34 protein-coding genes are annotated in these 20,796 nt (G+C 65.4%); 1 reads left to right on the top strand and 33 read right to left on the bottom strand.

The genetic code is table 11. From position 1 onward, the window contains the following. Nucleotides 1–5: 5 nt before the first annotated feature. The 4 genes from EV560_RS28390 to EV560_RS28375 all read right to left on the bottom strand — a co-directional run bounded on the left by EV560_RS28390 (nucleotide 6) and on the right by EV560_RS28375 (nucleotide 4,429). On the bottom strand, nucleotides 6–1,277 hold the full coding sequence (locus tag EV560_RS28390) for an RluA family pseudouridine synthase (RefSeq protein ID WP_131859216.1): 1,272 nt from the start codon (nucleotides 1,275–1,277) through the stop codon (nucleotides 6–8). Continuing rightward, nucleotides 1,274–1,654 carry a fluoride efflux transporter CrcB gene (crcB, locus tag EV560_RS28385; protein WP_131859460.1) on the bottom strand — a complete coding sequence of 127 codons (381 nt, stop codon included), beginning with the start codon at nucleotides 1,652–1,654 and terminating at the stop codon, nucleotides 1,274–1,276. The genes EV560_RS28390 and crcB overlap by 4 nt, the downstream gene beginning before the upstream one ends. 85 nt (nucleotides 1,655–1,739) lie before the next feature. Beyond that, nucleotides 1,740–3,047, bottom strand: a complete 1,308-nt coding sequence (locus EV560_RS28380) for a replication-associated recombination protein A (RefSeq protein ID WP_131859215.1) — start codon at nucleotides 3,045–3,047, stop codon at nucleotides 1,740–1,742. After that, nucleotides 3,044–4,429, bottom strand: a complete 1,386-nt coding sequence (locus EV560_RS28375) for a DegQ family serine endoprotease (RefSeq protein ID WP_131859214.1) — start codon at nucleotides 4,427–4,429, stop codon at nucleotides 3,044–3,046. Before EV560_RS28375 ends, EV560_RS28380 begins: the two co-directional genes overlap by 4 nt. A 178-nt stretch (nucleotides 4,430–4,607) precedes the next feature. Here EV560_RS28375 and EV560_RS28370 point away from each other — a divergent pair, with 178 nt between their 5' ends. Beyond that, entirely contained in the window at nucleotides 4,608–5,027 is a 420-nt protein-coding gene (locus EV560_RS28370; RefSeq protein WP_165923693.1) for a BLUF domain-containing protein, read from the top strand. Here EV560_RS28370 and EV560_RS28365 read toward each other — a convergent pair whose 3' ends face one another. From EV560_RS28365 to EV560_RS28225, 29 genes are all read right to left on the bottom strand, one after another. Next, nucleotides 5,028–5,999 carry a tripartite tricarboxylate transporter substrate-binding protein gene (locus EV560_RS28365; RefSeq protein ID WP_131859212.1) on the bottom strand — a complete coding sequence of 324 codons (972 nt, stop codon included), beginning with the start codon at nucleotides 5,997–5,999 and terminating at the stop codon, nucleotides 5,028–5,030. 150 nt (nucleotides 6,000–6,149) lie between these two features. Beyond that, the gene (gene rplQ / locus EV560_RS28360; RefSeq protein WP_131859211.1) at nucleotides 6,150–6,566 is read right to left on the bottom strand and encodes a 50S ribosomal protein L17; all 417 of its coding nucleotides are present in this window, start codon (nucleotides 6,564–6,566) and stop codon (nucleotides 6,150–6,152) included. Nucleotides 6,567–6,680: 114 nt separating this feature from the next. Then, nucleotides 6,681–7,697 carry a DNA-directed RNA polymerase subunit alpha gene (locus EV560_RS28355; RefSeq protein ID WP_131859210.1) on the bottom strand — a complete coding sequence of 339 codons (1,017 nt, stop codon included), beginning with the start codon at nucleotides 7,695–7,697 and terminating at the stop codon, nucleotides 6,681–6,683. A 91-nt stretch (nucleotides 7,698–7,788) separates the two neighbouring features. Then, nucleotides 7,789–8,178, bottom strand: a complete 390-nt coding sequence (gene rpsK, locus EV560_RS28350; protein ID WP_043237079.1) for a 30S ribosomal protein S11 — start codon at nucleotides 8,176–8,178, stop codon at nucleotides 7,789–7,791. A 173-nt stretch (nucleotides 8,179–8,351) separates the two neighbouring features. Further along, nucleotides 8,352–8,720, bottom strand: coding sequence for a 30S ribosomal protein S13 (rpsM, locus tag EV560_RS28345; protein WP_131859209.1), 369 nt, complete (start codon nucleotides 8,718–8,720; stop codon nucleotides 8,352–8,354). A 231-nt stretch (nucleotides 8,721–8,951) separates the two neighbouring features. After that, nucleotides 8,952–9,536 (bottom strand): adenylate kinase, encoded by a 585-nt coding sequence (locus EV560_RS28340; protein ID WP_131859208.1) that lies wholly within the window; start codon nucleotides 9,534–9,536, stop codon nucleotides 8,952–8,954. Continuing rightward, nucleotides 9,536–10,873, bottom strand: coding sequence for a preprotein translocase subunit SecY (gene secY, locus EV560_RS28335; RefSeq protein WP_131859207.1), 1,338 nt, complete (start codon nucleotides 10,871–10,873; stop codon nucleotides 9,536–9,538). Before secY ends, EV560_RS28340 begins: the two co-directional genes overlap by 1 nt. Before the next feature lie 90 nt (nucleotides 10,874–10,963). Beyond that, on the bottom strand, nucleotides 10,964–11,443 hold the full coding sequence (rplO, locus tag EV560_RS28330; protein WP_131859206.1) for a 50S ribosomal protein L15: 480 nt from the start codon (nucleotides 11,441–11,443) through the stop codon (nucleotides 10,964–10,966). A gap of 13 nt (nucleotides 11,444–11,456) precedes the next feature. Next, nucleotides 11,457–11,651 (bottom strand): 50S ribosomal protein L30, encoded by a 195-nt coding sequence (gene rpmD, locus EV560_RS28325; RefSeq protein ID WP_131859205.1) that lies wholly within the window; start codon nucleotides 11,649–11,651, stop codon nucleotides 11,457–11,459. A gap of 10 nt (nucleotides 11,652–11,661) precedes the next feature. Continuing rightward, on the bottom strand, nucleotides 11,662–12,225 hold the full coding sequence (gene rpsE / locus EV560_RS28320) for a 30S ribosomal protein S5 (protein ID WP_131859204.1): 564 nt from the start codon (nucleotides 12,223–12,225) through the stop codon (nucleotides 11,662–11,664). Between the two features lie 92 nt (nucleotides 12,226–12,317). Then, nucleotides 12,318–12,680, bottom strand: coding sequence for a 50S ribosomal protein L18 (gene rplR, locus EV560_RS28315; RefSeq protein WP_131859203.1), 363 nt, complete (start codon nucleotides 12,678–12,680; stop codon nucleotides 12,318–12,320). Between the two features lie 11 nt (nucleotides 12,681–12,691). Beyond that, entirely contained in the window at nucleotides 12,692–13,225 is a 534-nt protein-coding gene (gene rplF, locus EV560_RS28310; RefSeq protein ID WP_131859202.1) for a 50S ribosomal protein L6, read from the bottom strand. 33 nt (nucleotides 13,226–13,258) lie between these two features. Next, on the bottom strand, nucleotides 13,259–13,657 hold the full coding sequence (gene rpsH / locus EV560_RS28305) for a 30S ribosomal protein S8 (protein ID WP_131859201.1): 399 nt from the start codon (nucleotides 13,655–13,657) through the stop codon (nucleotides 13,259–13,261). Between the two features lie 12 nt (nucleotides 13,658–13,669). After that, nucleotides 13,670–13,975 carry a 30S ribosomal protein S14 gene (gene rpsN / locus EV560_RS28300; RefSeq protein ID WP_131859200.1) on the bottom strand — a complete coding sequence of 102 codons (306 nt, stop codon included), beginning with the start codon at nucleotides 13,973–13,975 and terminating at the stop codon, nucleotides 13,670–13,672. 36 nt (nucleotides 13,976–14,011) lie between these two features. Continuing rightward, nucleotides 14,012–14,578: a 50S ribosomal protein L5 gene (rplE, locus tag EV560_RS28295; protein ID WP_131859199.1), complete on the bottom strand. Its 567-nt coding sequence runs from the start codon at nucleotides 14,576–14,578 to the stop codon at nucleotides 14,012–14,014. Next, entirely contained in the window at nucleotides 14,571–14,888 is a 318-nt protein-coding gene (gene rplX, locus EV560_RS28290; protein WP_131859198.1) for a 50S ribosomal protein L24, read from the bottom strand. The genes rplE and rplX overlap by 8 nt, the downstream gene beginning before the upstream one ends. Further along, on the bottom strand, nucleotides 14,888–15,256 hold the full coding sequence (gene rplN / locus EV560_RS28285; RefSeq protein ID WP_043237099.1) for a 50S ribosomal protein L14: 369 nt from the start codon (nucleotides 15,254–15,256) through the stop codon (nucleotides 14,888–14,890). The genes rplX and rplN overlap by 1 nt, the downstream gene beginning before the upstream one ends. Nucleotides 15,257–15,366: 110 nt before the next feature. After that, entirely contained in the window at nucleotides 15,367–15,609 is a 243-nt protein-coding gene (rpsQ, locus tag EV560_RS28280; RefSeq protein WP_131859197.1) for a 30S ribosomal protein S17, read from the bottom strand. Between the two features lie 12 nt (nucleotides 15,610–15,621). Next, nucleotides 15,622–15,834 (bottom strand): 50S ribosomal protein L29, encoded by a 213-nt coding sequence (gene rpmC / locus EV560_RS28275; RefSeq protein WP_131859196.1) that lies wholly within the window; start codon nucleotides 15,832–15,834, stop codon nucleotides 15,622–15,624. Between the two features lie 10 nt (nucleotides 15,835–15,844). After that, the gene (gene rplP / locus EV560_RS28270; protein WP_131859195.1) at nucleotides 15,845–16,258 is read right to left on the bottom strand and encodes a 50S ribosomal protein L16; all 414 of its coding nucleotides are present in this window, start codon (nucleotides 16,256–16,258) and stop codon (nucleotides 15,845–15,847) included. Between the two features lie 18 nt (nucleotides 16,259–16,276). Continuing rightward, the gene (gene rpsC, locus EV560_RS28265; RefSeq protein ID WP_131859194.1) at nucleotides 16,277–16,990 is read right to left on the bottom strand and encodes a 30S ribosomal protein S3; all 714 of its coding nucleotides are present in this window, start codon (nucleotides 16,988–16,990) and stop codon (nucleotides 16,277–16,279) included. Between the two features lie 10 nt (nucleotides 16,991–17,000). Further along, nucleotides 17,001–17,381, bottom strand: a complete 381-nt coding sequence (gene rplV / locus EV560_RS28260) for a 50S ribosomal protein L22 (RefSeq protein WP_131859193.1) — start codon at nucleotides 17,379–17,381, stop codon at nucleotides 17,001–17,003. A 3-nt stretch (nucleotides 17,382–17,384) separates the two neighbouring features. After that, complete coding sequence (rpsS, locus tag EV560_RS28255) at nucleotides 17,385–17,663, bottom strand: 30S ribosomal protein S19 (protein ID WP_131859192.1); 279 nt, start codon at nucleotides 17,661–17,663, stop codon at nucleotides 17,385–17,387. An 8-nt stretch (nucleotides 17,664–17,671) separates the two neighbouring features. Then, on the bottom strand, nucleotides 17,672–18,514 hold the full coding sequence (gene rplB / locus EV560_RS28250; RefSeq protein WP_131859191.1) for a 50S ribosomal protein L2: 843 nt from the start codon (nucleotides 18,512–18,514) through the stop codon (nucleotides 17,672–17,674). 15 nt (nucleotides 18,515–18,529) lie between these two features. Beyond that, nucleotides 18,530–18,832 carry a 50S ribosomal protein L23 gene (locus EV560_RS28245; protein ID WP_131859190.1) on the bottom strand — a complete coding sequence of 101 codons (303 nt, stop codon included), beginning with the start codon at nucleotides 18,830–18,832 and terminating at the stop codon, nucleotides 18,530–18,532. Further along, complete coding sequence (gene rplD, locus EV560_RS28240) at nucleotides 18,829–19,449, bottom strand: 50S ribosomal protein L4 (protein WP_131859189.1); 621 nt, start codon at nucleotides 19,447–19,449, stop codon at nucleotides 18,829–18,831. Before rplD ends, EV560_RS28245 begins: the two co-directional genes overlap by 4 nt. Continuing rightward, nucleotides 19,449–20,174: a 50S ribosomal protein L3 gene (gene rplC, locus EV560_RS28235; protein WP_131859188.1), complete on the bottom strand. Its 726-nt coding sequence runs from the start codon at nucleotides 20,172–20,174 to the stop codon at nucleotides 19,449–19,451. Before rplC ends, rplD begins: the two co-directional genes overlap by 1 nt. Before the next feature lie 126 nt (nucleotides 20,175–20,300). Continuing rightward, complete coding sequence (rpsJ, locus tag EV560_RS28230; RefSeq protein ID WP_043237115.1) at nucleotides 20,301–20,609, bottom strand: 30S ribosomal protein S10; 309 nt, start codon at nucleotides 20,607–20,609, stop codon at nucleotides 20,301–20,303. A 67-nt stretch (nucleotides 20,610–20,676) separates the two neighbouring features. Then, a partial coding sequence (locus EV560_RS28225; protein ID WP_465247050.1) for an EF-Tu C-terminal domain-related protein occupies nucleotides 20,677–20,796 on the bottom strand: 120 nt, incomplete at its 5' end.

Here is a 20,796-nt window from a genome sequence, read left to right as displayed (position 1 = left end):
CCGTTCTATTCGTCCGGCGCGTCGACGATCGGATCGTAATGCGCGTCCTCGAAGCCGAGCAGGTTCCAGGATTGGCGCATATGTGGCGGCAGCGGCGCGCTGACATCGATCGTGCCCTTGCCGCGTGGATGCGGCAGCACGATGCGTCGCGCCAGGAGGTGCAGCTTGTTCTGGATGCCTCCCGGCAGCTCCCAGTTCTGAATGTTGAAATATTTGGGATCGCCGACGATCGGGTGGCCGATATGGGCCGCATGCGCGCGCAGCTGATGGGTGCGGCCCGTCACCGGCTTGAGCGAGAGCCAGGCGAGCTTCTGCGCCGCGGTCTCGACCACGGCATAGTAGGTCACGGCATGCATCGCGCCGTCCTCGCCATGCTTGGCGACCGCCATGCGCTGGTCGCCGTCATAGGCCTCCTCGCGGGCGAGATAGGTCGAGATCCGGCCCTGGCGCACGCGCGGCACGCCGGCGACCAGCGCCCAATAGACCTTGCGCGCCGAGCGCGAGCGAAACGTCTTGGCCAGCGTAGCCGCGGCAAAGCGCGACTTGGCGATGACGAGGCAGCCGGAGGTGTCCTTGTCGAGCCGATGCACCAGGCGCGGCTTCTGCCCATCTTTGCCGGTCAGCGCCTCCAGCATGCCGTCGATATGTCTCGTGGTGCCGGAGCCGCCCTGTACGGCCAGGCCCGCCGGCTTGTTGAGGACCATGACGTCATCGTCCTCATAGAGCGTGATCGACCGCAGGAAGCCGAGCGTATCGGCATCGGCCTTGGCCGAGCGCGGCCGCTCCGCCGCCTGCTCCAGCTTCAGCGGCGGGATGCGCACGGTCTGGCCCTCGCTGAGCCGGTCCTTGCTGTCGGCGCGTTTGCCATCGACGCGCAATTCGCCTTTCCGGACGATGCGCTGGATATGACTGAAGGAGAGCTGTGGGAACCGCGCCTCGAGGAAGCGGTCGATCCGCATCTCGTTCTCATCCGGCGTCACCACGAGCTGCTGCACACCGGTGGCGAGAACCTGCGCGGTCTCGGCCTTCACCTCGGCCCGTGTCGGCGCCGCCGAAGCGGCGGGCTTGCGGGGCGCCGGCTTGCGCGGCGCCGCAGCGCGGACCGCGCCCTCAGTCAGATCGGGCCTCGCTTTGGCGGAGGCCTGCGCCCGCCGGCGGGCATCATGGCTCGGCCGCTTCTTAGCGCCGCCGGACTTGGCGCCACCGGGCTTGGTGCCACCCGGTGCAGGCGGCCTGCCGCCGCGCGAAGGCCCGTCGCCCTTGCCACCCTGCCTCATGACAGCCCCCGCACGATCGCGAACCCGGCCACGAGCCCGGCGAGCGAAAGAATGACCGACCCGATCACATAGAAGGCCGCAAACCCGCTCTCGCCGCGTTCCCACAGGAGGACGGCATCGAGCGAGAAGGCCGAGAAGGTGGTGAAGCCGCCGAGGATGCCGGTGGTCAGGAAGAGCCGCAGCGATTGCGAGGCGCTCTCACCCGCCTTGAAGGCGAACCAGCCGGCAACGAGCCCCATCACGGCCGAGCCGAGGATGTTGATCGCCATCGTCCCGTACGGGAAGCCCATCCCGAGCCATTTCGGCGAAACGAGATTGATGCCATGGCGCATCACGCCGCCGATGCCGGCGCCGAGAAAGATGAGGAGGGTCGTGATCATAGGGTTGGAATAGAGCCGAGATGATAAGCGTACAAACGAAATCGTGCCTGTCTTGCCGCCTCCGCGCGCAAGAAAGGGAACCTCACTCCCCGCGCTCCTGCCTCAGCTTCTCCCAATACTCCAGCCGCTTCCTGATCTCGCGCTCGAAGCCGCGCTCCGGCGGATCGTAGAAGTGCTGGCGCCCCAGCGCCTCCGGCCAATAGTTCTGGCCGGAGAAGGCGTCGGGCGCATCGTGATCGTAGAAATAATCGGCGCCGTAACCTTCGGTCTTCATCAGCTTGGTCGGCGCATTGAGGATGGTCTTGGGCGGCATCAGGGAGCCGCCCTGCTTGGCGACGCTGACCGCCGCCTTGTAGGCGGTGTAGGCCGCGTTCGATTTCGGCGCGGTCGCGAGGTAGATCACCGTGTTGGCGAGCGCGAGCTCGCCTTCCGGCGAGCCGAGCTGCTCATAGGTCTCGGCTGCGGCCCGCGCATGCACCAGCGCCTGCGGATCGGCAAGGCCGATATCCTCCACCGCCATCCTGACCAGCCGCCGCGCCAGGAAGCGCGGATCCTCGCCGGCATCGAGCATGCGTGCGAAATAATAGAGCGCCGCGTCGGGATCGGAGCCGCGGATCGTCTTGTGCAGCGCCGAGATCAGGTTGTAGTGGCCGTCCTGCGCCTTGTCGTAGATCGGGGCACGACGCTGGATCACCTCGGAGAGCCCGGCCTCGTCGAAGATCTCATCCGGCTTGGCCGCACGCCAGATCTCCTCGGCCAGGGTCAGCACGGCACGGCCATCGCCATCGGCGAAGCGGGCGAGCGCCGCCCGTGCCTCTGTGGTCAGCGGCAGCGCGCGATTCTCCAGCAGCTCGGCCCGGCCGAGCAGGAACAGCAGCGCGCCTTCGTCGAGCGACTTGAAGGTCAGAACCCTCGCCCGCGAGAGCAGCGCGGCATTGAGCGCAAAAGACGGGTTCTCGGTGGTGGCGCCGACGAGCGTGATCGTGCCGTCCTCCATCACTGGAAGGAAGGCATCGAGCTGAGCCCGGTTGAAGCGGTGGATCTCGTCGACGAAGAGCAAGGTGCCCTTGCCACCGAGCCTCCTCCCCCGCGCCTGCTCGAAGACGCGCTTGAGATCGGCGACGCCAGAGAAGATCGCGCTGATCTGCTCGAAGCCAAGATCGACCATGCCGGCGAGCAGCCGCGCCACGGTGGTCTTGCCGGTGCCGGGTGGGCCCCAGAAGATCAGGCTGCCGAGCGAGCCGGAAGCGACGAGCCGGGTCAGTACGCCATCCTGCCCGGTCAGGTGTTCCTGGCCGGCGACCTCGGCGAGCGTCTTCGGCCGCACCCGGTCCGCGAGCGGGCGCGGACCCGATTTGTCGAGACCGGAAGCGGAGAAAAGGTCGCTCACCCCGGGAAGACCGAGGTGATGGTCTGGCCGCCGCGGGAAATCGTCACCTCCCAGGCGCGCTTGCGCTCCCGGAACGCCGCCTCGACATCGCGCGAGCTCTTCATGCGCTCGCCGTTGAGCGCCATGATGATGTCGCCCTTCTGGAAGCCGATCCGCGCCGCGGTGCTGCCTTCGCTGACCTCGCCGACGACGACGCCGTCGCTGCCGGCCTCGAGCGCAAGTTCTTCGGCGACCGCCGGCGAGAGATTGAGCAGCGTCGCGCCCGAGAGCGGCGAGCGCCCGGAGAGCTTCACCGCTTCGCGCGGGCGCGTCTCCGGAGCGGATTGCAGCTTGACCGGCACGGAAACGCGCTTGCCGCCGCGCAGCACGGTGAGCGTCGTCGTGCCGCCGAGCGGGCGCGTCGCGAAGCGATAGCCGAAGGCCTCGGGATCGTCGACCGTGACGCCGTCGACCGCAAGGATGACGTCCGAGCGTTTCAGGCCGCCCTCGGCGGCAGGCCCGCCCTCGACCAGGCTGACGACCACCGAGCCGGCCGGACGGTCGAGGCCGAGCCCGTCGGCGACATCGGCGGTGAGCGCCTGCAGGCGCGCGCCGAACCAGGGCCGGCGGACCATGTTGACGCCGGCCTTGGCGCTGTCGACCACGAGCCGGACCATGCCGGAGGGAATCGCGAAGCCGATACCCTGGTTGCCGCCCGAGCGCGAGAAGATCGCCGTGTTGATGCCGATCAGCCTGCCTTCCATATCGACCAGCGCGCCGCCGGAATTGCCCGGATTGATCGCGGCATCGGTCTGGATGAAGGATTGCGCGTCGGAGACGCCGACCTGCGTGCGCGCCAGCGCCGAGACGATGCCCTGCGTCACCGTCTGGCCGACGCCGAACGGGTTGCCGATCGCCAGCACGAGATCGCCGATCTGGACCTGATCGGCATCGGCCAGTTCCAGCGCCGCGGGCGCCTTGGCGCCCTTGAGCTTCAGCACGGCGAGATCGGTGCGCGGGTCGCGCAGCAGGATCTCGGCATCCATCTCGCGCTTGTCGGCGAACGCGACCTTCACCTCGCTCATGTTCTCGATCACGTGGTTATTGGTCACCACGAGGCCGCTCACATCGACGATCACGCCGGAGCCGAGCGAGCGCTGCACCCGCTCGCGCGGCACGCCGAAGCCGCCATCGCCGAAGAAGCGGCGAAAGAACGGATCGTCCATGAACGGGTTTGGCGCCTGTTTCTCGACGCGCGAGCCATAGACATTGACGACGGAGGCAGCGGCCCTGGTGGCGATCGGCGCGAAGGAAAGCGTGATCTGCTGGCGGCTCTCGGGCACCTGCCGGGACTGGCTCGAGGCCGGCATCGGCAGCAGGCCGGCGACCAGCAGCATTGCCATGGCGGCGGCCCCGTACCGCCCCCGCTTCCCGATCGTCCTGCGGCCCATTCCTGTCTCCGCGGTGAAACCAAACATCGATTCAGCTACTTTCATAATGGAAACGCTCGCAATAATCGCGAGCAACAGCCCGGCGTTCCATGCCGATTGCGCTGGTCCGGCACCCGGAAAGGACGGTCCATTGACGTTGACACGCCTTGTCTATGCCAGCCGGAGCGAATTCGTCGAGACCGATAGGCGCAGCGAGATCGAACGCATCATCGCGAGTGCCCGCAGGCTCAACACGCAGAACGACGTGACAGGCTTTTTCATGGTGACCCCGACGGGTTTCGCCCAGGTGCTGGAAGGCAGGCCGGCCAATGTCGCCGAGACCTATGGCCGGATCGTGGTCGATCCCCGCCATCGCGACATCCGCCTTCTGAGCCAGGAGCCGATCGCCGAGCGGCGCTTTCCGCGTTGGTCGATGGGGCTCGCCGAGCAGGACGAGACCACCATGTTCATCTTCGGCCTCTACCGCGTGACGCCCGAGACCGATCTCGCCGAGCAGCCGGCCGACGCGCTGGTCGATCTCGCCGGCGAGCTGGCCAGCCGGCCGGCCTGATCACTTGTCCTGCAGCAGGACCCGGTATTTCTCGATCTCGCCCGGCACCATCCCGGCGACATAGGCCGGGGTAAGCTCGGTCTCGGCTGGCAGGACCGAGGAAAGCTCCTTGAAGCGGCCGCGCAGGTTTTCGCTGGCGAGCGCGGTGCGCAGGGCCTGATTGAGCTTGGCGATGACCGGCTCTGGCGTCGCCTTCGGCGCGAACAGCGCGTTCCAGCCCTGCGCCTCGAAGGCGGGCAGCCCGGCCTCGCGTGAGGTCGGCACCTCCGGCAGATTATCGAGCCGCTGCGGCGTCGCCACCGCAAGCGCCTTGACCTTGCCACCTTGGATCGCGCCCGAAAGTGAGGTCGCCGCATCGCAGACGCCGTCGATCTGCCCGCCCATCGCATCGTTCAGCGCCGGCCCCGCGCCACGATAGCTCACCAACGCGATGTCGACGCCGGACGCCTTCAGAAAATTCCGGCAGATCAGATAATTCGATGAGCCGACGCCGGCATGGCCGAGGCTGATCTTGCCCGGGTTCTTCTTGGCGTAGTCGACGAACTCCATCAGGGTCTGCGCCGGGAAATCGAGCTTCAGCGCGATCATCGGTGAGGTCTTGGCGACGAGGCCGATCGGCGCGAAATCGGCCTGGGTGTACTTGAGATCGGGATAGATCGTATAGGAGGCGGCATTGGTGCCGCTATTTCCGATCACGATGGTGTAGCCGTCGGGCTCGGCCCGCGCAGCCCGCGACAATGCGGTCGCTCCGCCCGCCCCGCCCATATTCTCCATGACGATGCGCTGGCCGAGCACGCGGCCCATTTCGTCGCCGACGAGGCGCGCGATCACATCCGACGACCCGCCCGCGGCGAAGGGCACGATCATGGTGATCGGCTTCGAGGGATAGGAGTCTTGCGCCAGGGCGGCAGCCGAGCACGTCAGGGCGGCAGCCAATGCCAGCCCGCGAGCAAGCGAAATCCGAAGCGCCATCCTCGTCCCTCCCATCTGGCCGGCCTCTGCGGGCGGACTCGTCGAAAGGAAAGCTAGCAGCGAAAGCCGCACTGGCAAGGCAGCACAAGGGCGAACGAAAAAGGGCGGCCCGAAGGCCGCCCTCAATTCATCGCAGGACCGAGCGCAAGCTCAGGCCGCCTCGTCTTCCGCCGTGAAGACAGGGCCCGAATCCTGGCCCTTGGCATCGACGTCGCGATCGACGAACTCGATCACGGCGAGCGGGGCGTTGTCACCGAAGCGGAAGCCCGCCTTCATGATGCGCAGATAGCCGCCATTGCGCTCCTTGTAGCGCGGGCCGAGCACCGAGAAGAGCTTGCCGACCAGGGCAACGTCCTTGATCTGCGCAATCGCCTGGCGGCGGGCATGCAGGTCGCCGCGCTTGCCGAGGGTGACCAGCTTCTCGACGACCGGACGCAGATCCTTCGCCTTCGGCAGCGTGGTGGTGATCTGCTCGTGCTTGATCAGGGCCTGGGCCATGTTGGCGAACATCGCCTGGCGATGCTCAGCCGAGCGGTTGAAACGACGACCGCGAAAACCGTGACGCATAGTTTGGCTCCTTCGTTGCTTACGGCCGCCGTGCCACGGAACGGCCGTTCCTTATGCTCCGGCGCAGATGCGCCGTGCGAAAAGGCGCAGGCGAATGCCTGCGCCGTCTTGAACTCAGTAATGCTCCTCGAAGCGCTTCGCGAGCTCTTCGATGTTCTCCGGCGGCCAGCCCTGCACGTCCATGCCGAGGTGGAGGCCCATGGTGGCGAGCACTTCCTTGATCTCGTTGAGGGACTTGCGACCGAAGTTCGGGGTGCGCAGCATCTCGCCCTCCGACTTCTGGATGAGGTCGCCGATATAGACGATGTTGTCGTTCTTCAGGCAGTTCGCCGAGCGGACCGACAGCTCGAGCTCGTCGACCTTCTTGAGCAGGGCCGGGTTGAACGGCAGCTGCGGCGCGGTCGAAACGGCCTCTTCCTTGCGCGGCTCTTCGAAGGTGATGAAGACGGCCAGCTGGTCCTGCAGGATGCGGGCGGCGAGCGCCAGCGCGTCCTCAGGCGAAACCGAGCCATTGGTCTCGATCTGCATGGTCAGCATGTCGCGGTCGAGATTCTGACCCTCGCGGGTGTTCTCGACGCGGTAGGAGACCTTCTTGACCGGCGAATACAGGCTGTCCACCGGGATGAGGCCGATCGGCGCGTCTTCCGGACGGTTCTGCTCGGAGGGGACATAGCCCTTGCCGGTATTGACCGTGAATTCCATGCGGATCTCGGCGCCCTCGTCCAGCGTGCAGAGCACGAGGTCGGGGTTCAGGATCGAGACGTCGCCGATGGTGTTGATATCGCCAGCGGTGACCGAGCCCGGGCCCGACTTGCGCAGGGTCATGCGCTTGGGACCCTCGCCCTGCATCTTGATGGCGATCGCCTTGATGTTCAGGACGATGTCGGTGACGTCCTCACGGACGCCCGGGATCGAGGAGAACTCATGCAGCACGCCGTCGATCTGGACGGCGGTGACGGCGGCGCCCTGGAGCGAGGAGAGCAGCACGCGGCGCAGAGCGTTGCCGAGCGTCATGCCGAAGCCGCGCTCGAGCGGACGCGCGATCACGGTGGCCTGACGCTTCGGGTCGTCTCCGACCTTGACTTCGAGCTTGTTCGGCTTGGACAGATCCTGCCAGTTCTTGCTGATCACGAGCGCACTCCTGGTGCTTCATCTCTCGGCGGCGACGGGCCGCCCCGTACCGGCGCTCGCCGGTGCGAGCGCCGCAATTCCAGACCCGATCTCAGACGCGGCGGCGCTTGCGCGGCCGGCAGCCATTATGCGGGATCGGCGTCACGTCGCGGATCGAGGTGACGGTAAAGCCGGCGGCCTGCAGCGCGCGCAGCGCCGACTCACGGCCCGAACCCGGACCGGTGACCTCGACCTCGAGGGTGCGCATGCCATGCTCGGCAGCCTTGCGGGCGGCGTCCTCGGCCGCGACCTGAGCCGCATAGGGGGTCGACTTGCGCGAGCCCTTGAAACCCATCGTGCCGGCCGAGGACCACGAGATCGTGTTGCCCTGCGCGTCGGTGATGGTGATCATGGTGTTGTTGAACGACGCGTTCACGTGAGCGACGCCGGAGACGATGTTCTTGCGTTCGCGACGGCGGACGCGTTGGGCTTCCTTGGCCATGGTCTTTCTTTCATCCTTCAGGCGCGCCCGTCATTCCAGGCGCTGGGGAGAGAATTCTGCGCGTCATGGTCGGACTTGCCCCGACCATCTCTCGCAGGAGAAGGCGCCGGTGAGCGCCTTCGTCATGAGCTCCTCGGGTCAGGCCCGAGGGTGAGGATTGCCTATGGCAATCCTCACTTCTTCTTGCCGGCGATCGGCTTCGCCTTGCCCTTGCGGGTGCGGGCGTTGGTATGGGTGCGCTGGCCGCGGACCGGCAGCGAGCGGCGATGACGCAGGCCGCGATAGCAGCCGAGATCCATCAGACGCTTGATGTTCATCGAGACTTCGCGGCGCAGGTCGCCCTCGACCAGGTAATCGCGGTCGATCGTCTCACGAATCTGGAGCACCTCGGCATCGGTCAACTGGTTGACGCGACGCTCGTCGGCGATGCCGACCTTGGCGCAAATCTCCTTGGCCTTGGCCGCGCCAATGCCGTGAATGTACTGCAAGCCGATAACCACGCGCTTGCCGGTCGGGATGTTCACACCCGCGATACGAGCCATACTCTCTCTCCATGTCGCCCCGGCGCCCGATGGCAGCTGAAGCCTGTGAAACGAAGCCCTGCGTCCGGTGGAGGCCGGCCCATGCAGGCGTTGAAACCGATCCACGCGATAATGCGACGCCATCCCTTCTCGCGAAGGCATCGGCATCGCCACATGAAACCGGATGGGGCTCGTTAGTCGCTTTCGACAAACGAGTCAACCCTTCTTAACCAGTCTGGCGATGCGCCGGGATCAGGGGCCGCCGAGCGCCGTCTGGATCGCCGCCGTCACATCGTCGATCGGCTTCATTCCGTCGATCGCGGTGAGCTGGCCGCGCTTCGCGTAATAGGGCGCGACCACCGCGGTATCGCGGTTATAGGCCTCGAGCCGCGTCTTGAAGACCTCCGGATCGTCGTCCTTGCGCACCGGCTGACCGGCCGCCCTCGCCTCTTCGGCGCGGCGCACGATTCGGTCGACGAGCCTGGTCTGGTCGACCTTGAGCTCCAGCACCGCGTCGAGCTTCAGCCCCTTGGTCTGGAGCATGGCGTCCAGCGCCTCGGCCTGTGCCAGGGTGCGCGGAAAACCGTCGAGGATGAAGCCCTTCTTCGCGTCCGGCTCCTCGATGCGGTCGGCGACGATGCCGATGACGATCTCGTCCGAGACGAGCCCGCCCGCATCCATCACCGCCTTCGCCTTCTGTCCGATCGGCGTGCCCGCGGCCACCGCGGCCCTGAGCATGTCCCCCGTCGAGAGCTGCGGAATGCCGTGCTTCTCGACGATACGGGTTGCCTGAGTGCCTTTACCCGCCCCCGGCGGACCCAGGAAGATCAATCGCATCAGCGCCTCGCCCCTCGCAGCTTCGCTTTCTTGACCAGGCCCTCATATTGGTGGGCCAGCAAATGCCCGTGGACTTGCGCCACGGTATCCATCGTCGTCGTCACCACGATCAGCAGCGACGTGCCGCCGAGCAGGATGATCGGAATCTGAGCATAGGTGATCATGAATTCCGGGATAAGGCACACTATGGTCAAATAACCTGCGCCCAGAACGGTGATGCGCGTCAGCACCCGGTCGATATGCTCGGCGGTCCGCTCGCCCGGCCGGATGCCGGGCATGAAGCCGCCATGCTTCTTGAGATTATCCGCCGTCTCGACCGGATTGAACACGATCGCGGTGTAGAAGAAGCAGAAGAAGATGATCAGGGCCGCATAGAGCACCATGAAGAGCGGCCGGCCATGCGCCAGATAGGTCGCCACGGTCGAGAGGAAGCCGGTGCCGCCCGAGGCCTGCGAGAAGCTCGCGACCGTGGTCGGCAGCAGCAGCAGCGACGAGGCGAAGATCGGCGGGATGACGCCGGAGGTGTTGAGCTTCAGCGGCAGGAACGAGGTCTGGCCCTCATACATGCGGTTGCCGACCTGGCGCTTGGGATAGTTGATCAGCAGGCGGCGCTGCGCGCGCTCCATGAACACGCAGAAGGCGATGACGCAGACGGCCATGACCAGGATGAGCAGCAGCAGGCCGGTCGAGATCGCGCCCTGGCGGCCGAGCTCGAGGGTCTGGGCGAGCTGAGCCGGGAACTCGGCGATGATGCCCGCGAAGATGATCATCGAGGTGCCGTTGCCGATGCCGCGGCTGGTGATCTGCTCACCGAGCCAGAGCAGGAACATCGTGCCGCCGACCAGCGTGATCGTGGTCGAGACCAGGAAGAACATGCCCGGCTCGTGGACCAGGTTGCCGGAGCCCTGCAGGCCGACCGCGATCGCCCAGGCCTGGAAGATGGCCAGCACCAGCGTGAGATAACGGGTGTACTGGTTCAGGATCTTGCGACCCGCCTCGCCTTCCTTCTTCAGCGCCTCGAAGCTCGGAATCACGCTCGAGAGCAGCTGGACGATGATCGAGGCCGAGATATACGGCATGATGTTCAGGGCGAAGATCGCCAGGCGGCCGACGGCGCCGCCCGAGAACATGTTGAACAGGCCGAGCACGCCCGATTGCGACTGCTTGAACAGGTCGGCGACGGCGTCCGGATTCATTCCGGGCAACGGGATATAGGTGCCGAGCCGGTAGATGATCAGCGCGCCCAGCGTGAACCAGATGCGCTTCTTCAGCTCGTCCGCCTTGGCGAGAGCACCGAAATTCAGATTTGCCGCAAGCTGTTCAGCCGCCGATGCCATGCGTCCGGTCCTTGTACGTCCAACAGTCAAACGGCGGCCATGGGCTTCGGGCCCGGCCGCCGTTCGCAAGCGCTCATGTAAGCGTCGAGATCACGCCTGTGAAGCGGTCGCCGCCAGGATCTTGACCGAGCCGCCAGCCTTTTCGATGGCCTCGACGGCCGACTTCGACGCGCCGGCGACTTCGAAGGCGAGCTTCGCCTTCAACTCGCCATTGCCGAGGATCTTCACGCCGTCGCGGGCAGCCTTGGAGATCACGCCAGCGGCAACGAGCGATTCGACGGTGACCGCGCCCTTGGCGTCGAGCTTGCCGGCCTCGACGGCCTGCTGGATGCGGCCGAGATTGACCTCGTTCAGCTCGCGGCCGAACAGGTTGACGAAGCCGCGCTTCGGAAGGCGGCGATAGAGCGGCATCTGGCCGCCTTCGAAGCCCTTGACCGCCACGCCGGCGCGGGCCTTCTGACCCTTGACGCCACGGCCACCGGTCTTGCCCTTGCCGGAGCCAATGCCACGGCCGACGCGGATGCGCGACTTGTGCGCGCCTTCGTTGTCACGAATGTCTGTGAGTTTCATCGGACAATCCCCCTCACTTCGCGTCGACGACGCGCACGAGGTGCTTGACCTTCTCGATCATGCCACGCACGGCCGGCGTGTCCTGCAGGGTCGATTGGCGGCGGATCTTGTTCAGGCCGAGACCGACGAGGGTCTGGCGCTGGGAGGCGTCGCGGCGGATCGGGCTGCCGATCTGCTCGACGATGACGGTCTTTTCAGCTTTTGCCATCGGACCGCCCTCACGCTTCGGCCGCGGCATCGGTGCCGGCATCGCGACGACGCGTCTGCAGGGCCGAGACCTTCAGCGACCGGCGCGCAGCGACGCTGCGCGGGCTGTCCTCGTTCTTCAGCGCGTCGAACGTCGCGCGGACGAGGTTGTAGGGGTTCGAGGAGCCGAGCGACTTCGACACCACGTCCTGCATGCCGACCGCCTCGAAGACGGCGCGCATCGGGCCACCGGCGATGATGCCGGTACCGGCCGGGGCGGCGCGCAGCACGACGCGACCGGCGCCATGGCGGCCCTGGACGTCGTGATGGAGCGTGCGGCCTTCGCGCAGCGGGATGCGGACGAGACCGCGCTTGGCGGCTTCCGTCGCCTTGCGGATCGCCTCAGGCACTTCGCGGGCCTTGCCGTGGCCGAAGCCGACGCGGCCCTTCTGGTCGCCGACGACGACGAGGGCAGCAAAGCCGAAGCGTCGGCCGCCCTTCACCACCTTGGCGACGCGGTTGATGTGGACCAGCCGATCCACGAACTCCGAATCGCGCTCTTCGCGATCCTGGCGGTCACGAGGTTCTCTCGCCATGTCATTCCTCTTACTTGCGCGGACGCCGTCTTGGCGGCGCCGCTCGCTCGAGCATTCCGGCCAGCGTCATGCCAGCCGGAAATTCTTGAAGCTCAGAAATTCAGCCCGCCTTCGCGGGCCGCCTCGGCCAGCGCCTTGACGCGGCCATGATACATGTAGGCGCCGCGGTCGAAGACCACGTCCTTCACGCCGGCCTTGATGGCGCGCTCGGCAATGATCTTGCCGATGGCGCTCGCGGCCTCGACATTCGCGCCCGACTTGATGTCGGCGCGGATGTCCTTGTCCATGGTCGAGGCCGAAGCGAGGGTCAGGCCCTTCGCATCGTCGATGACCTGGGCATAGATCTGCTTGCCGGTGCGGTGCACCGACAGGCGGGCGCGGCCATTGGCCACCGCCTTGATCGCGCGACGGACCCGAGCCCGACGGCGCGCAGTGTTCTCTGTCTGCTTGCTCATCGTTCGCGTCCTTACTTCTTCTTGCCTTCCTTGCGGAAGATGAACTCGCCAGCGTACTTGACGCCCTTGCCCTTGTACGGCTCGGGGCCACGATACTCGCGGATCTCCGCAGCGGTCTGGCCGACCACCTGCTTGTCGATGCCCGAAACGACGATCTCCGTCGGCTTCGGCGTGACGATCGAGATCCCGGCCGGGATCTCGTAGTCGATGTCGTGGCTGTAGCCGAGCGAGAGCTTCAGCACCTTGCCGGCGACTGCGGCCTTGTAGCCGACGCCGTTGATCTCGAGCTTCTTCTCGAAGCCAGCCGTGGTGCCGACGACGAGGTTGTTGATGCGGGCGCGCGAAGTGCCCCAGAGCGACCGGGCGCGCTTCGACTGCGAACGCGGCTGGACGGCGATGGCGCCGTTCTCCAGCGCGACCGAAACGTCGTCTGGAACTTCGAAGGACAGTTCGCCCTTCGCGCCCTTGATCTTGACGAGCTGGCCGGTGACGTTGGCGGTGACGCCAGCAGGAACCGGAACAGGCTTCTTACCGATACGAGACATTGGATCTCTCCTGATGAGCAGCGGCTGTGAAGGTCAGAAGACCTTGCAGAGCACTTCGCCACCCACGTTCTGCTCGCGGGCAAGGTGATCGGGCATCACACCCTTCGGGGTCGAGACGATGGTCACGCCGAGGCCGTCGGCCACGCGCGGCATCGTATCCACCGAAGAGTAGACGCGGCGGCCGGGCTTCGAGACCCGAGAGATCGCACGGATGACCGGCTGTCCCTCATGGTACTTCAGCTCGATGTCGAACTCCGTCCGGCCATTGCCGAACTCGGTCGTCGAATAGCCGCGGATGTACCCTTCCGACTGCAGCACGTCGAGCACGCGGGCGCGCAGCTTCGAGCCGGGGGTGCTCACACGGGACTTGCGCCGCATCTGCGCATTGCGGATGCGGGTCAGCATATCGCCTAGCGGATCAATGATCGCCATGTTGCGTCCTCCTCACCAGCTCGACTTGACGAGGCCGGGAACCAGCCCCTTGTTGCCGAGCTCGCGCAGCGCAACGCGCGACATCTTCAGCTTGCGGTAGAACGCACGCGGGCGGCCGGTCACTTCGCAGCGGTTGCGAATACGGTTGGCAGCCGAGTTGCGCGGCAGTTCGGCCAGCTTGAGGCGAGCGAGGAAACGCTCGTCCATGGACTGGCTTTCGTCATTGGCAATCGCGAGAAGACGCGAGCGCTTGCCAGCAAACTTCTTCACGAGCTTGCGGCGGCGTTCGTTGTTCTCGACGGAGCTCTTCTTAGCCATCGATCTCTCCTGGTTTCCGCGTATGAGCGGTAAGGCTCACTGCCGGAACGGGAAGTTGAAGTGCTTGAGCAAGGCGCGCGCCTCGTCATCCGACTTCGCAGTCGTGCAGACGATCACGTCCATGCCCCACACGGAGTCGACCTTGTCGTAGTTGATCTCGGGGAACACGATGTGCTCCTTGATCCCGAGCGCGAAATTGCCGCGCCCGTCGAACGACTTCGGGTTGAGACCGCGGAAGTCGCGCACGCGCGGCAAGGCGATGGTGACGAGCCGGTCGACGAACTCGAACATCTTGGTCTTGCGCAGCGTGACCTTGCAGCCCACAGCCATGTTCTCGCGCAGCTTGAAGCCGGCGATGGCGAGGCGGGACTTGGTGATCACCGGCTTCTGGCCGGCGATGAGCGCCAGGTCACCGGCAGCGCTGTCGACCTTCTTGCGGTCGGCAGTGGCCTCGCCCACGCCCATGTTGATGACGATCTTCTCGATCGACGGGACTTCCATGGCATTCTTGTAGCCGAACTCGGCGATCATCGCCGGACGAACGACGTCCTCGTAATGCTTCTTCATGCGCGGCGTAAGAGCCGCCTGCTGAGCCTCAGCCATCGATCAGATCCCCCGAGCGCTTGGCGAAACGGACCTTGCGACCATCGTCGAGGACCTTGAAACCGACGCGAGTCGCCTTGCCGTCCTTGGGATCGGCGATGGCGATGTTCGACAGGTCGATCGTGGCTTCCTTGCTGATGATGCCGCCCTCGGACTGCGCCGACTGCTTGGTATGGCGCTTCACGAGATTGACACCACGCACCAAGGCGCGGCCATCCTTCGGCAGCACCTTGAGCACTTCGCCGCCCTTGCCCTTGTCACGGCCGGCCAGCACGACGACCTTGTCGCCCTTCTTGATCTTCGCAGCCATCACAGCACCTCTGGCGCAAGCGAGATGATCTTCATGTGGTTCTTGGCGCGCAGCTCGCGCGGAACCGGTCCGAAGATACGGGTGCCCACCGGCTCCTTCTGGTTGTTGATCAGCACGGCCGCATTGCGGTCGAAACGGATCACCGAACCATCGGCGCGCTTGACGTCCTTGGCGGTGCGAACGACGACCGCCTTCATGACGTCGCCCTTCTTCACGCGTCCACGGGGAATGGCTTCCTTGATCGAAACGACGATGATGTCACCGACACCAGCGTATTTGCGCTTCGACCCGCCGAGAACCTTGATGCACATCACGCGACGGGCGCCGGAATTGTCCGCGACCTCGAGATTCGTCTGCACCTGGATCATGGCCTTGATCCTTCCACTTCAATATCAGCGCGGTTTCCGGACGCGGCGTCAGCGCCGGCCCGGACTACGACTGACGGGGGTCGATCGCCCCCTGGCCTCAGTGATTTGACTTACGCCTTGGGGGCGTTGTCGAGCACAACCCAGCTTTTCAGCTTGGAGATGGGCTTGGACTCCTCGATCCAGACCGTGTCTCCGACCTTGACCACCTGCGCCTCGTCATGGGCGTGATAGTTTTTGGTACGGCGCACCGTCTTCTTGAGGAGCGGGTGCGTATAGCGCCGCTCGACCTTGACCACAACAGTTTTATTCTGCTTGTCGCTGACGACGACGCCCTGCAGCACGCGCTTCGGCATTGTTCTTGCTCCTCAGGCGCTCGCAGCAACGGTCTTGGACCGCTGCAGCGTCTTGATGCGGGCGATGTCCTTGCGCACTTCGGTGACGCGCGAGGTATTCTCGAGCTGGCCGGTGGCGCGCTGGAAACGCAGGTTGAACTGCTCCTTTTTGAGCTTGAGAAGCTCGTCCTGGAGCTGATCGACACTCATCACCTTGAGGTCGGACAGGCGTTGCGTAGCTTTCATGTCGCCCTCCTTACTCGGCGATGCGCTGGATGAAACGGGTCTTGATCGGCAGTTTGGCCGCACCGAGACGCAGCGCTTCGCGCGCGGTGTCCTCGGCCACGCCGTCGATCTCGAACATGATCCGGCCGGGCTTGACCTTGGCCGCCCAGAATTCCGGCGAGCCCTTGCCCTTACCCATGCGGACTTCGGTCGGCTTCTTCGAGACCGGCACGTCGGGGAACACGCGGATCCAGACGCGGCCGGCACGCTTCATCGCGCGGGTGATGGCGCGGCGGGCAGCCTCGATCTGACGGGCGGTGACGCGCTCGGGCATCATCGCCTTCAGGCCGAACTGGCCGAAATTGAGGTCCGTGCCGCCCTTGGCGACGCCGGAGATGCGCCCCTTGAACTGCTTGCGGAACTTGGTTCGCTTCGGTTGCAACATGGCTCTTCTCGATCAGCCTTACGCAGCCTGCTCACGACGATCGCGACGCTCACCCGAGCGGCCGCCCTCGTCCGAGAGACGCTTGTCCTGGGCCATCGGGTCGTGTTCGAGGATCTCGCCCTTGAAGATCCAGACCTTGATGCCGCACGTGCCGTAGGTGGTGAAGGCGGTGCCCACACCGTAATCCACGTCGGCGCGCAGCGTATGCAGCGGCACGCGGCCCTCGCGATACCACTCGAGGCGCGCGATCTCGGCGCCGCCGAGACGGCCCGAGCAGTTGATGCGGATGCCCTCGGCGCCCAGACGCATGGCCGACTGAACGGCCCGCTTCATGGCGCGACGGAAAGCAACGCGGCGCTCGAGCTGCTGCGCGATCGAATCGGCGACCAGCGTCGCGTCGATCTCGGGCTTGCGGACCTCGACGATGTTGATCGTCACATCGGCCTTGGTCAGCTTCGCGACTTCCTTGCGCAGCTTCTCGATATCGGCGCCCTTCTTGCCGATCACCACGCCCGGACGGGCCGAGTGGATGGTGACGCGGCACTTCTTGTGCGGACGCTCGATGATGATCTTCGAGACGGCGGCCTGCTTCAGCAGCTTCATCAGGGCGGCGCGGATCGCCATATCCTCATGCAGCAGCTTGCCGTACTCGCCCTTGGCGGCGAACCAGCGCGAATCCCAGGTCCGGTTGATGCCGAGACGAAGGCCGATCGGATTGATTTTCTGACCCATCGTTCTCTCCTCAGGCCTTGGCCGCGACTTCGCGCACCACAATCGTGATGTTCGCGAACGGCTTCAGGATGCGGGCGCCACGACCGCGAGCGCGGGCATGGAAGCGCTTCATGACAAGCGCCTTGCCGACGAAGGCCTGCGCGACGATCAGATCGTCGACGTCGAGATCATGGTTGTTCTCGGCGTTGGCGATCGCACTCTGCAGGCACTTGCGCACGTCGACCGAGATCCGCTTGCGCGAGAACTCGAGATCGGCGAGCGCCGTCGCGACCTTCTTGCCGCGGATCAGGGCCGCGACCAGGTTCAGCTTCTGCGGGCTGACGCGCAGGTTGCGGGCGACCGCAATGGCCTCGTTCTCAGGCAAGGCACGGGGGGCGGAGGGCTTACCCATGGCTTACTTCCTCTTCGCCTTCTTGTCGGCGGCATGGCCGTGGAAGGTGCGCGTCGGCGAGAACTCGCCGAACTTATGGCCCACCATGTCCTCGGACACGTTCACCGGCACATGCTTGTGCCCGTTGTAGACGCCGAACGTCAGACCGACGAACTGCGGGAGAATCGTGGAGCGACGGCTCCAGATCTTGATGACCTCGGCCCGCCCGGACGTGCGGGCGACCTCGGCCTTCTTCAGGAGGTATCCGTCGACGAACGGACCTTTCCAAAGCGAACGCGCCATAACGGACCTCAGTTCTTCTTCTTGCGGGCGTGACGGCTCGACACGATGAACGTATCGGTCCGCTTGTTCGAGCGGGTCTTCTTGCCTTTGGTGGGCAGACCCCACGGCGTGACCGGATGACGGCCACCCGAGGTGCGGCCTTCGCCGCCGCCATGCGGATGGTCGACCGGGTTCATCGAGACGCCGCGGTTATGCGGACGCTTGCCGAGCCAGCGCGAACGCCCCGCCTTGCCGGCGTTGGTGTTCATGTGGTCGGGGTTCGAGACCGCGCCCACCGTGGCATAGCACAGGCCGCTGATCAGGCGCTGCTCGCCCGAGTTCAAGCGGACGATGACGTAACCTTGGTCACGACCGACGACCTGGGCGTAGTTGCCCGCCGAACGAGCCAGCGCGCCGCCCTTGCCGATCTTGAGCTCGACATTGTGGACGATCGTGCCGATCGGCAGCGAGCCCATCGGGGCCGCGTTGCCGGGCTTCACGTCGACCGTGTCGCCCGAGATCACGGTGTCGCCGACAGCCAGGCGCTGCGGCGCCAGGATGTAGGACTGCTCGCCGTCGCTGTACTTGATCAGCGCGATGAAGGCGGTGCGGTTCGGATCATACTCGATCCGCTCCACCGTCGCCGGGATGCCGGCCTTGGCGCGACGCTTGAAATCGACGATGCGAAGCGTGCGCTTATGGCCACCGCCGCGGAAGCGGACGGTGATGCGGCCGAGATTGTTGCGGCCGCCCGAGGACGACTTGCCCTCGGTCAGGGTCTTGAGCGGCTTGCCCTTGTAGAGCTCGCTGCGGTCGACGATCACGAGCTGACGAAGGCTCGGCGTGATCGGCTTGAAGCTTTTCAAAGCCATGATGACGATCCTTCCTCAGAGGCCCGTGGTCACGTCGATCGAGTGGCCCTCTTCGAGGGTCACAACGGCCTTCTTGACGTCCGAGCGCTGGCCGAGCCGGCCCCGGAAGACCTTGACCTTGCCTTCGGTGACCAGCGTGTTGACGCTCTTCACCTTGACATCGAACAGTTTCTCGACAGCCGCCTTGATCTGCGGCTTGGTCGCGGTCTTCGCGACCTTGAAGACGACCTTGTTGTGCTCGGAGAGCATGGTCGCCTTTTCCGTGATCACCGGACCACGGATGACGTCGTAATGGCGCGGATCCAGGTTCTGGCTCATTTGAAGCGCGCCTCCAGCGCATCGACGGCCTGACGCGTCAGCACGAGCTTGTCGCGGCGCAGGATGTCGTAGACGTTGATGCCCTGGACCGGCAGCACGTCGACATTCGGGATCGAACGCGCGGCCAGGCCGAAATTCACATCGATCTCGCTGCCGCCGATCACCAGGGCGCTGGAGAGGTCCAGCTTGCTGAAATGGCCGAGCAGCACCTTGGTCTTCGGCTCCGCCAGCTTGGCGTCGTCGATGATGATGATCTCCGCGCCCTTGGCCTTGGCCGAGAGAGCGTGGCGAAGCGCGAGCGCCTTCACCTTCTTCGGCAGGTCATGCGCATGGTCGCGCACGATCGGCCCGAAGGCCTTGCCGCCGCCGCGGAACTGCGGAGCCGAAGCCGCACCGTGGCGAGCGCCGCCGGTGCCCTTCTGCTTGTAGACCTTCTTGCGGGTGCGATCGATTTCCGAGCGGCCCTTCGACTTATGCGTGCCGGCGCGGCGCTTGGCGAGCTGGTAGCGCACCATGCGGGCGAGCAGGTCGGCGCGCGGCTCGAGGCCGAAGATCGCATCCGAAAGCTCGACCGAACCGGCCGAGCCGCCTTCGAGAGTGGTGATATCGAGTTTCATCACGCGTTCTCCTCAACCGTCTCGGCCGCAGGAGCCTGGGCGTCGCCACCGGCGACCTTGAACTTGCCGGGAAGCGGCGCGTCCTTGGGGAGCGCGCGCTTGATAGCGTCACGGACATGGATCCAGCCGCCGGCAACGCCGGGGACGGCGCCCTCGACCAGGATCAGGCCGCGCTCGGCATCGGTCTGCACGACGCGCAGGTTCTGCGTGGTGACGCGCTCGACGCCGAGATGGCCCGGCATCTTCTTGTTCTTGAAGGTCTTGCCCGGGTCCTGACGGCCGCCGGTCGAACCGATCGAACGATGCGAGACCGAAACACCGTGCGTGGCGCGCAGGCCGCCGAAGTTCCAGCGCTTCATGCCGCCGGCGAAACCCTTACCGGTGGTCGTGCCGCTGACATCGACGAACTGGCCGACGACGAAATGGTCCGCGGTGAGCTCGGCGCCGACCGGGATCAGCGCGTCGTCACTGACGCGGAACTCGACCAGCTTGCGCTTGGGCTCGACCTTGGCCACGGCGAAATGGCCACGCTCAGCCTTCGAGACGTTCTTGACCTTGGCCAAGCCCGTTCCGAGCTGCACGGCGACATAGCCGTTCTTCTCGATCGTGCGATGCGCGACAACCTGGCAGCTGTCGAGCTTCAGCACGGTGACCGGGATATGCTCGCCGGCATCGGTGAAGATGCGGGTCATCCCGACTTTCTGTGCAATCACACCGGAACGCATCGGTGCATACCTTCCCTTGGGGTCATGTCCATCCGGAAAACCCGGAAACAGAGGACCCGGCTAAAACAGGATCAAACCATGGTCAGGCGAAGTGGAAACCGGTTCGCCGTCGAGACCATGGTCAACTCAAAGCTTGATTTCGACGTCGACGCCGGCGGCGAGATCGAGCTTCATGAGGGCGTCGACCGTCTGCGGGGTCGGGTCGACGATATCGAGGACCCGCTTGTGGGTCCGCATCTCAAACTGCTCGCGCGACTTCTTGTCGATGTGGGGCGAGCGGTTGACCGTGAACTTTTCGATAAGCGTCGGCAGCGGGATCGGTCCGCGCACCTGGGCGCCAGTCCGCTTCGCGGTCGACACGATCTCGCGCGTCGAAGCGTCGAGAATGCGGTGGTCGAACGCTTTGAGGCGGATCCGGATATTTTGACCGTTCATGGTCTTGTTCTCTCCGTGACGTGAAAAGGCGAAAGCCCCGAGGGACTTCCGCCCTCACGAAAACGCGTTACGCGATGATGCTGGCGACGACGCCGGCGCCGACGGTCCTGCCGCCTTCGCGGATGGCGAAGCGCAGCTTCTCTTCCATCGCGATCGGCACGATCAGGTGCACTTCCATGGCGATGTT

The organism is Allobosea sp. BK604 (assembly GCF_004341515.1).
Lineage (GTDB): Bacteria > Pseudomonadota > Alphaproteobacteria > Rhizobiales > Beijerinckiaceae > Allobosea.
Note: the sequence above shows the minus strand (reverse complement) of the source record. Positions and strands in the feature narration are given on the sequence as shown.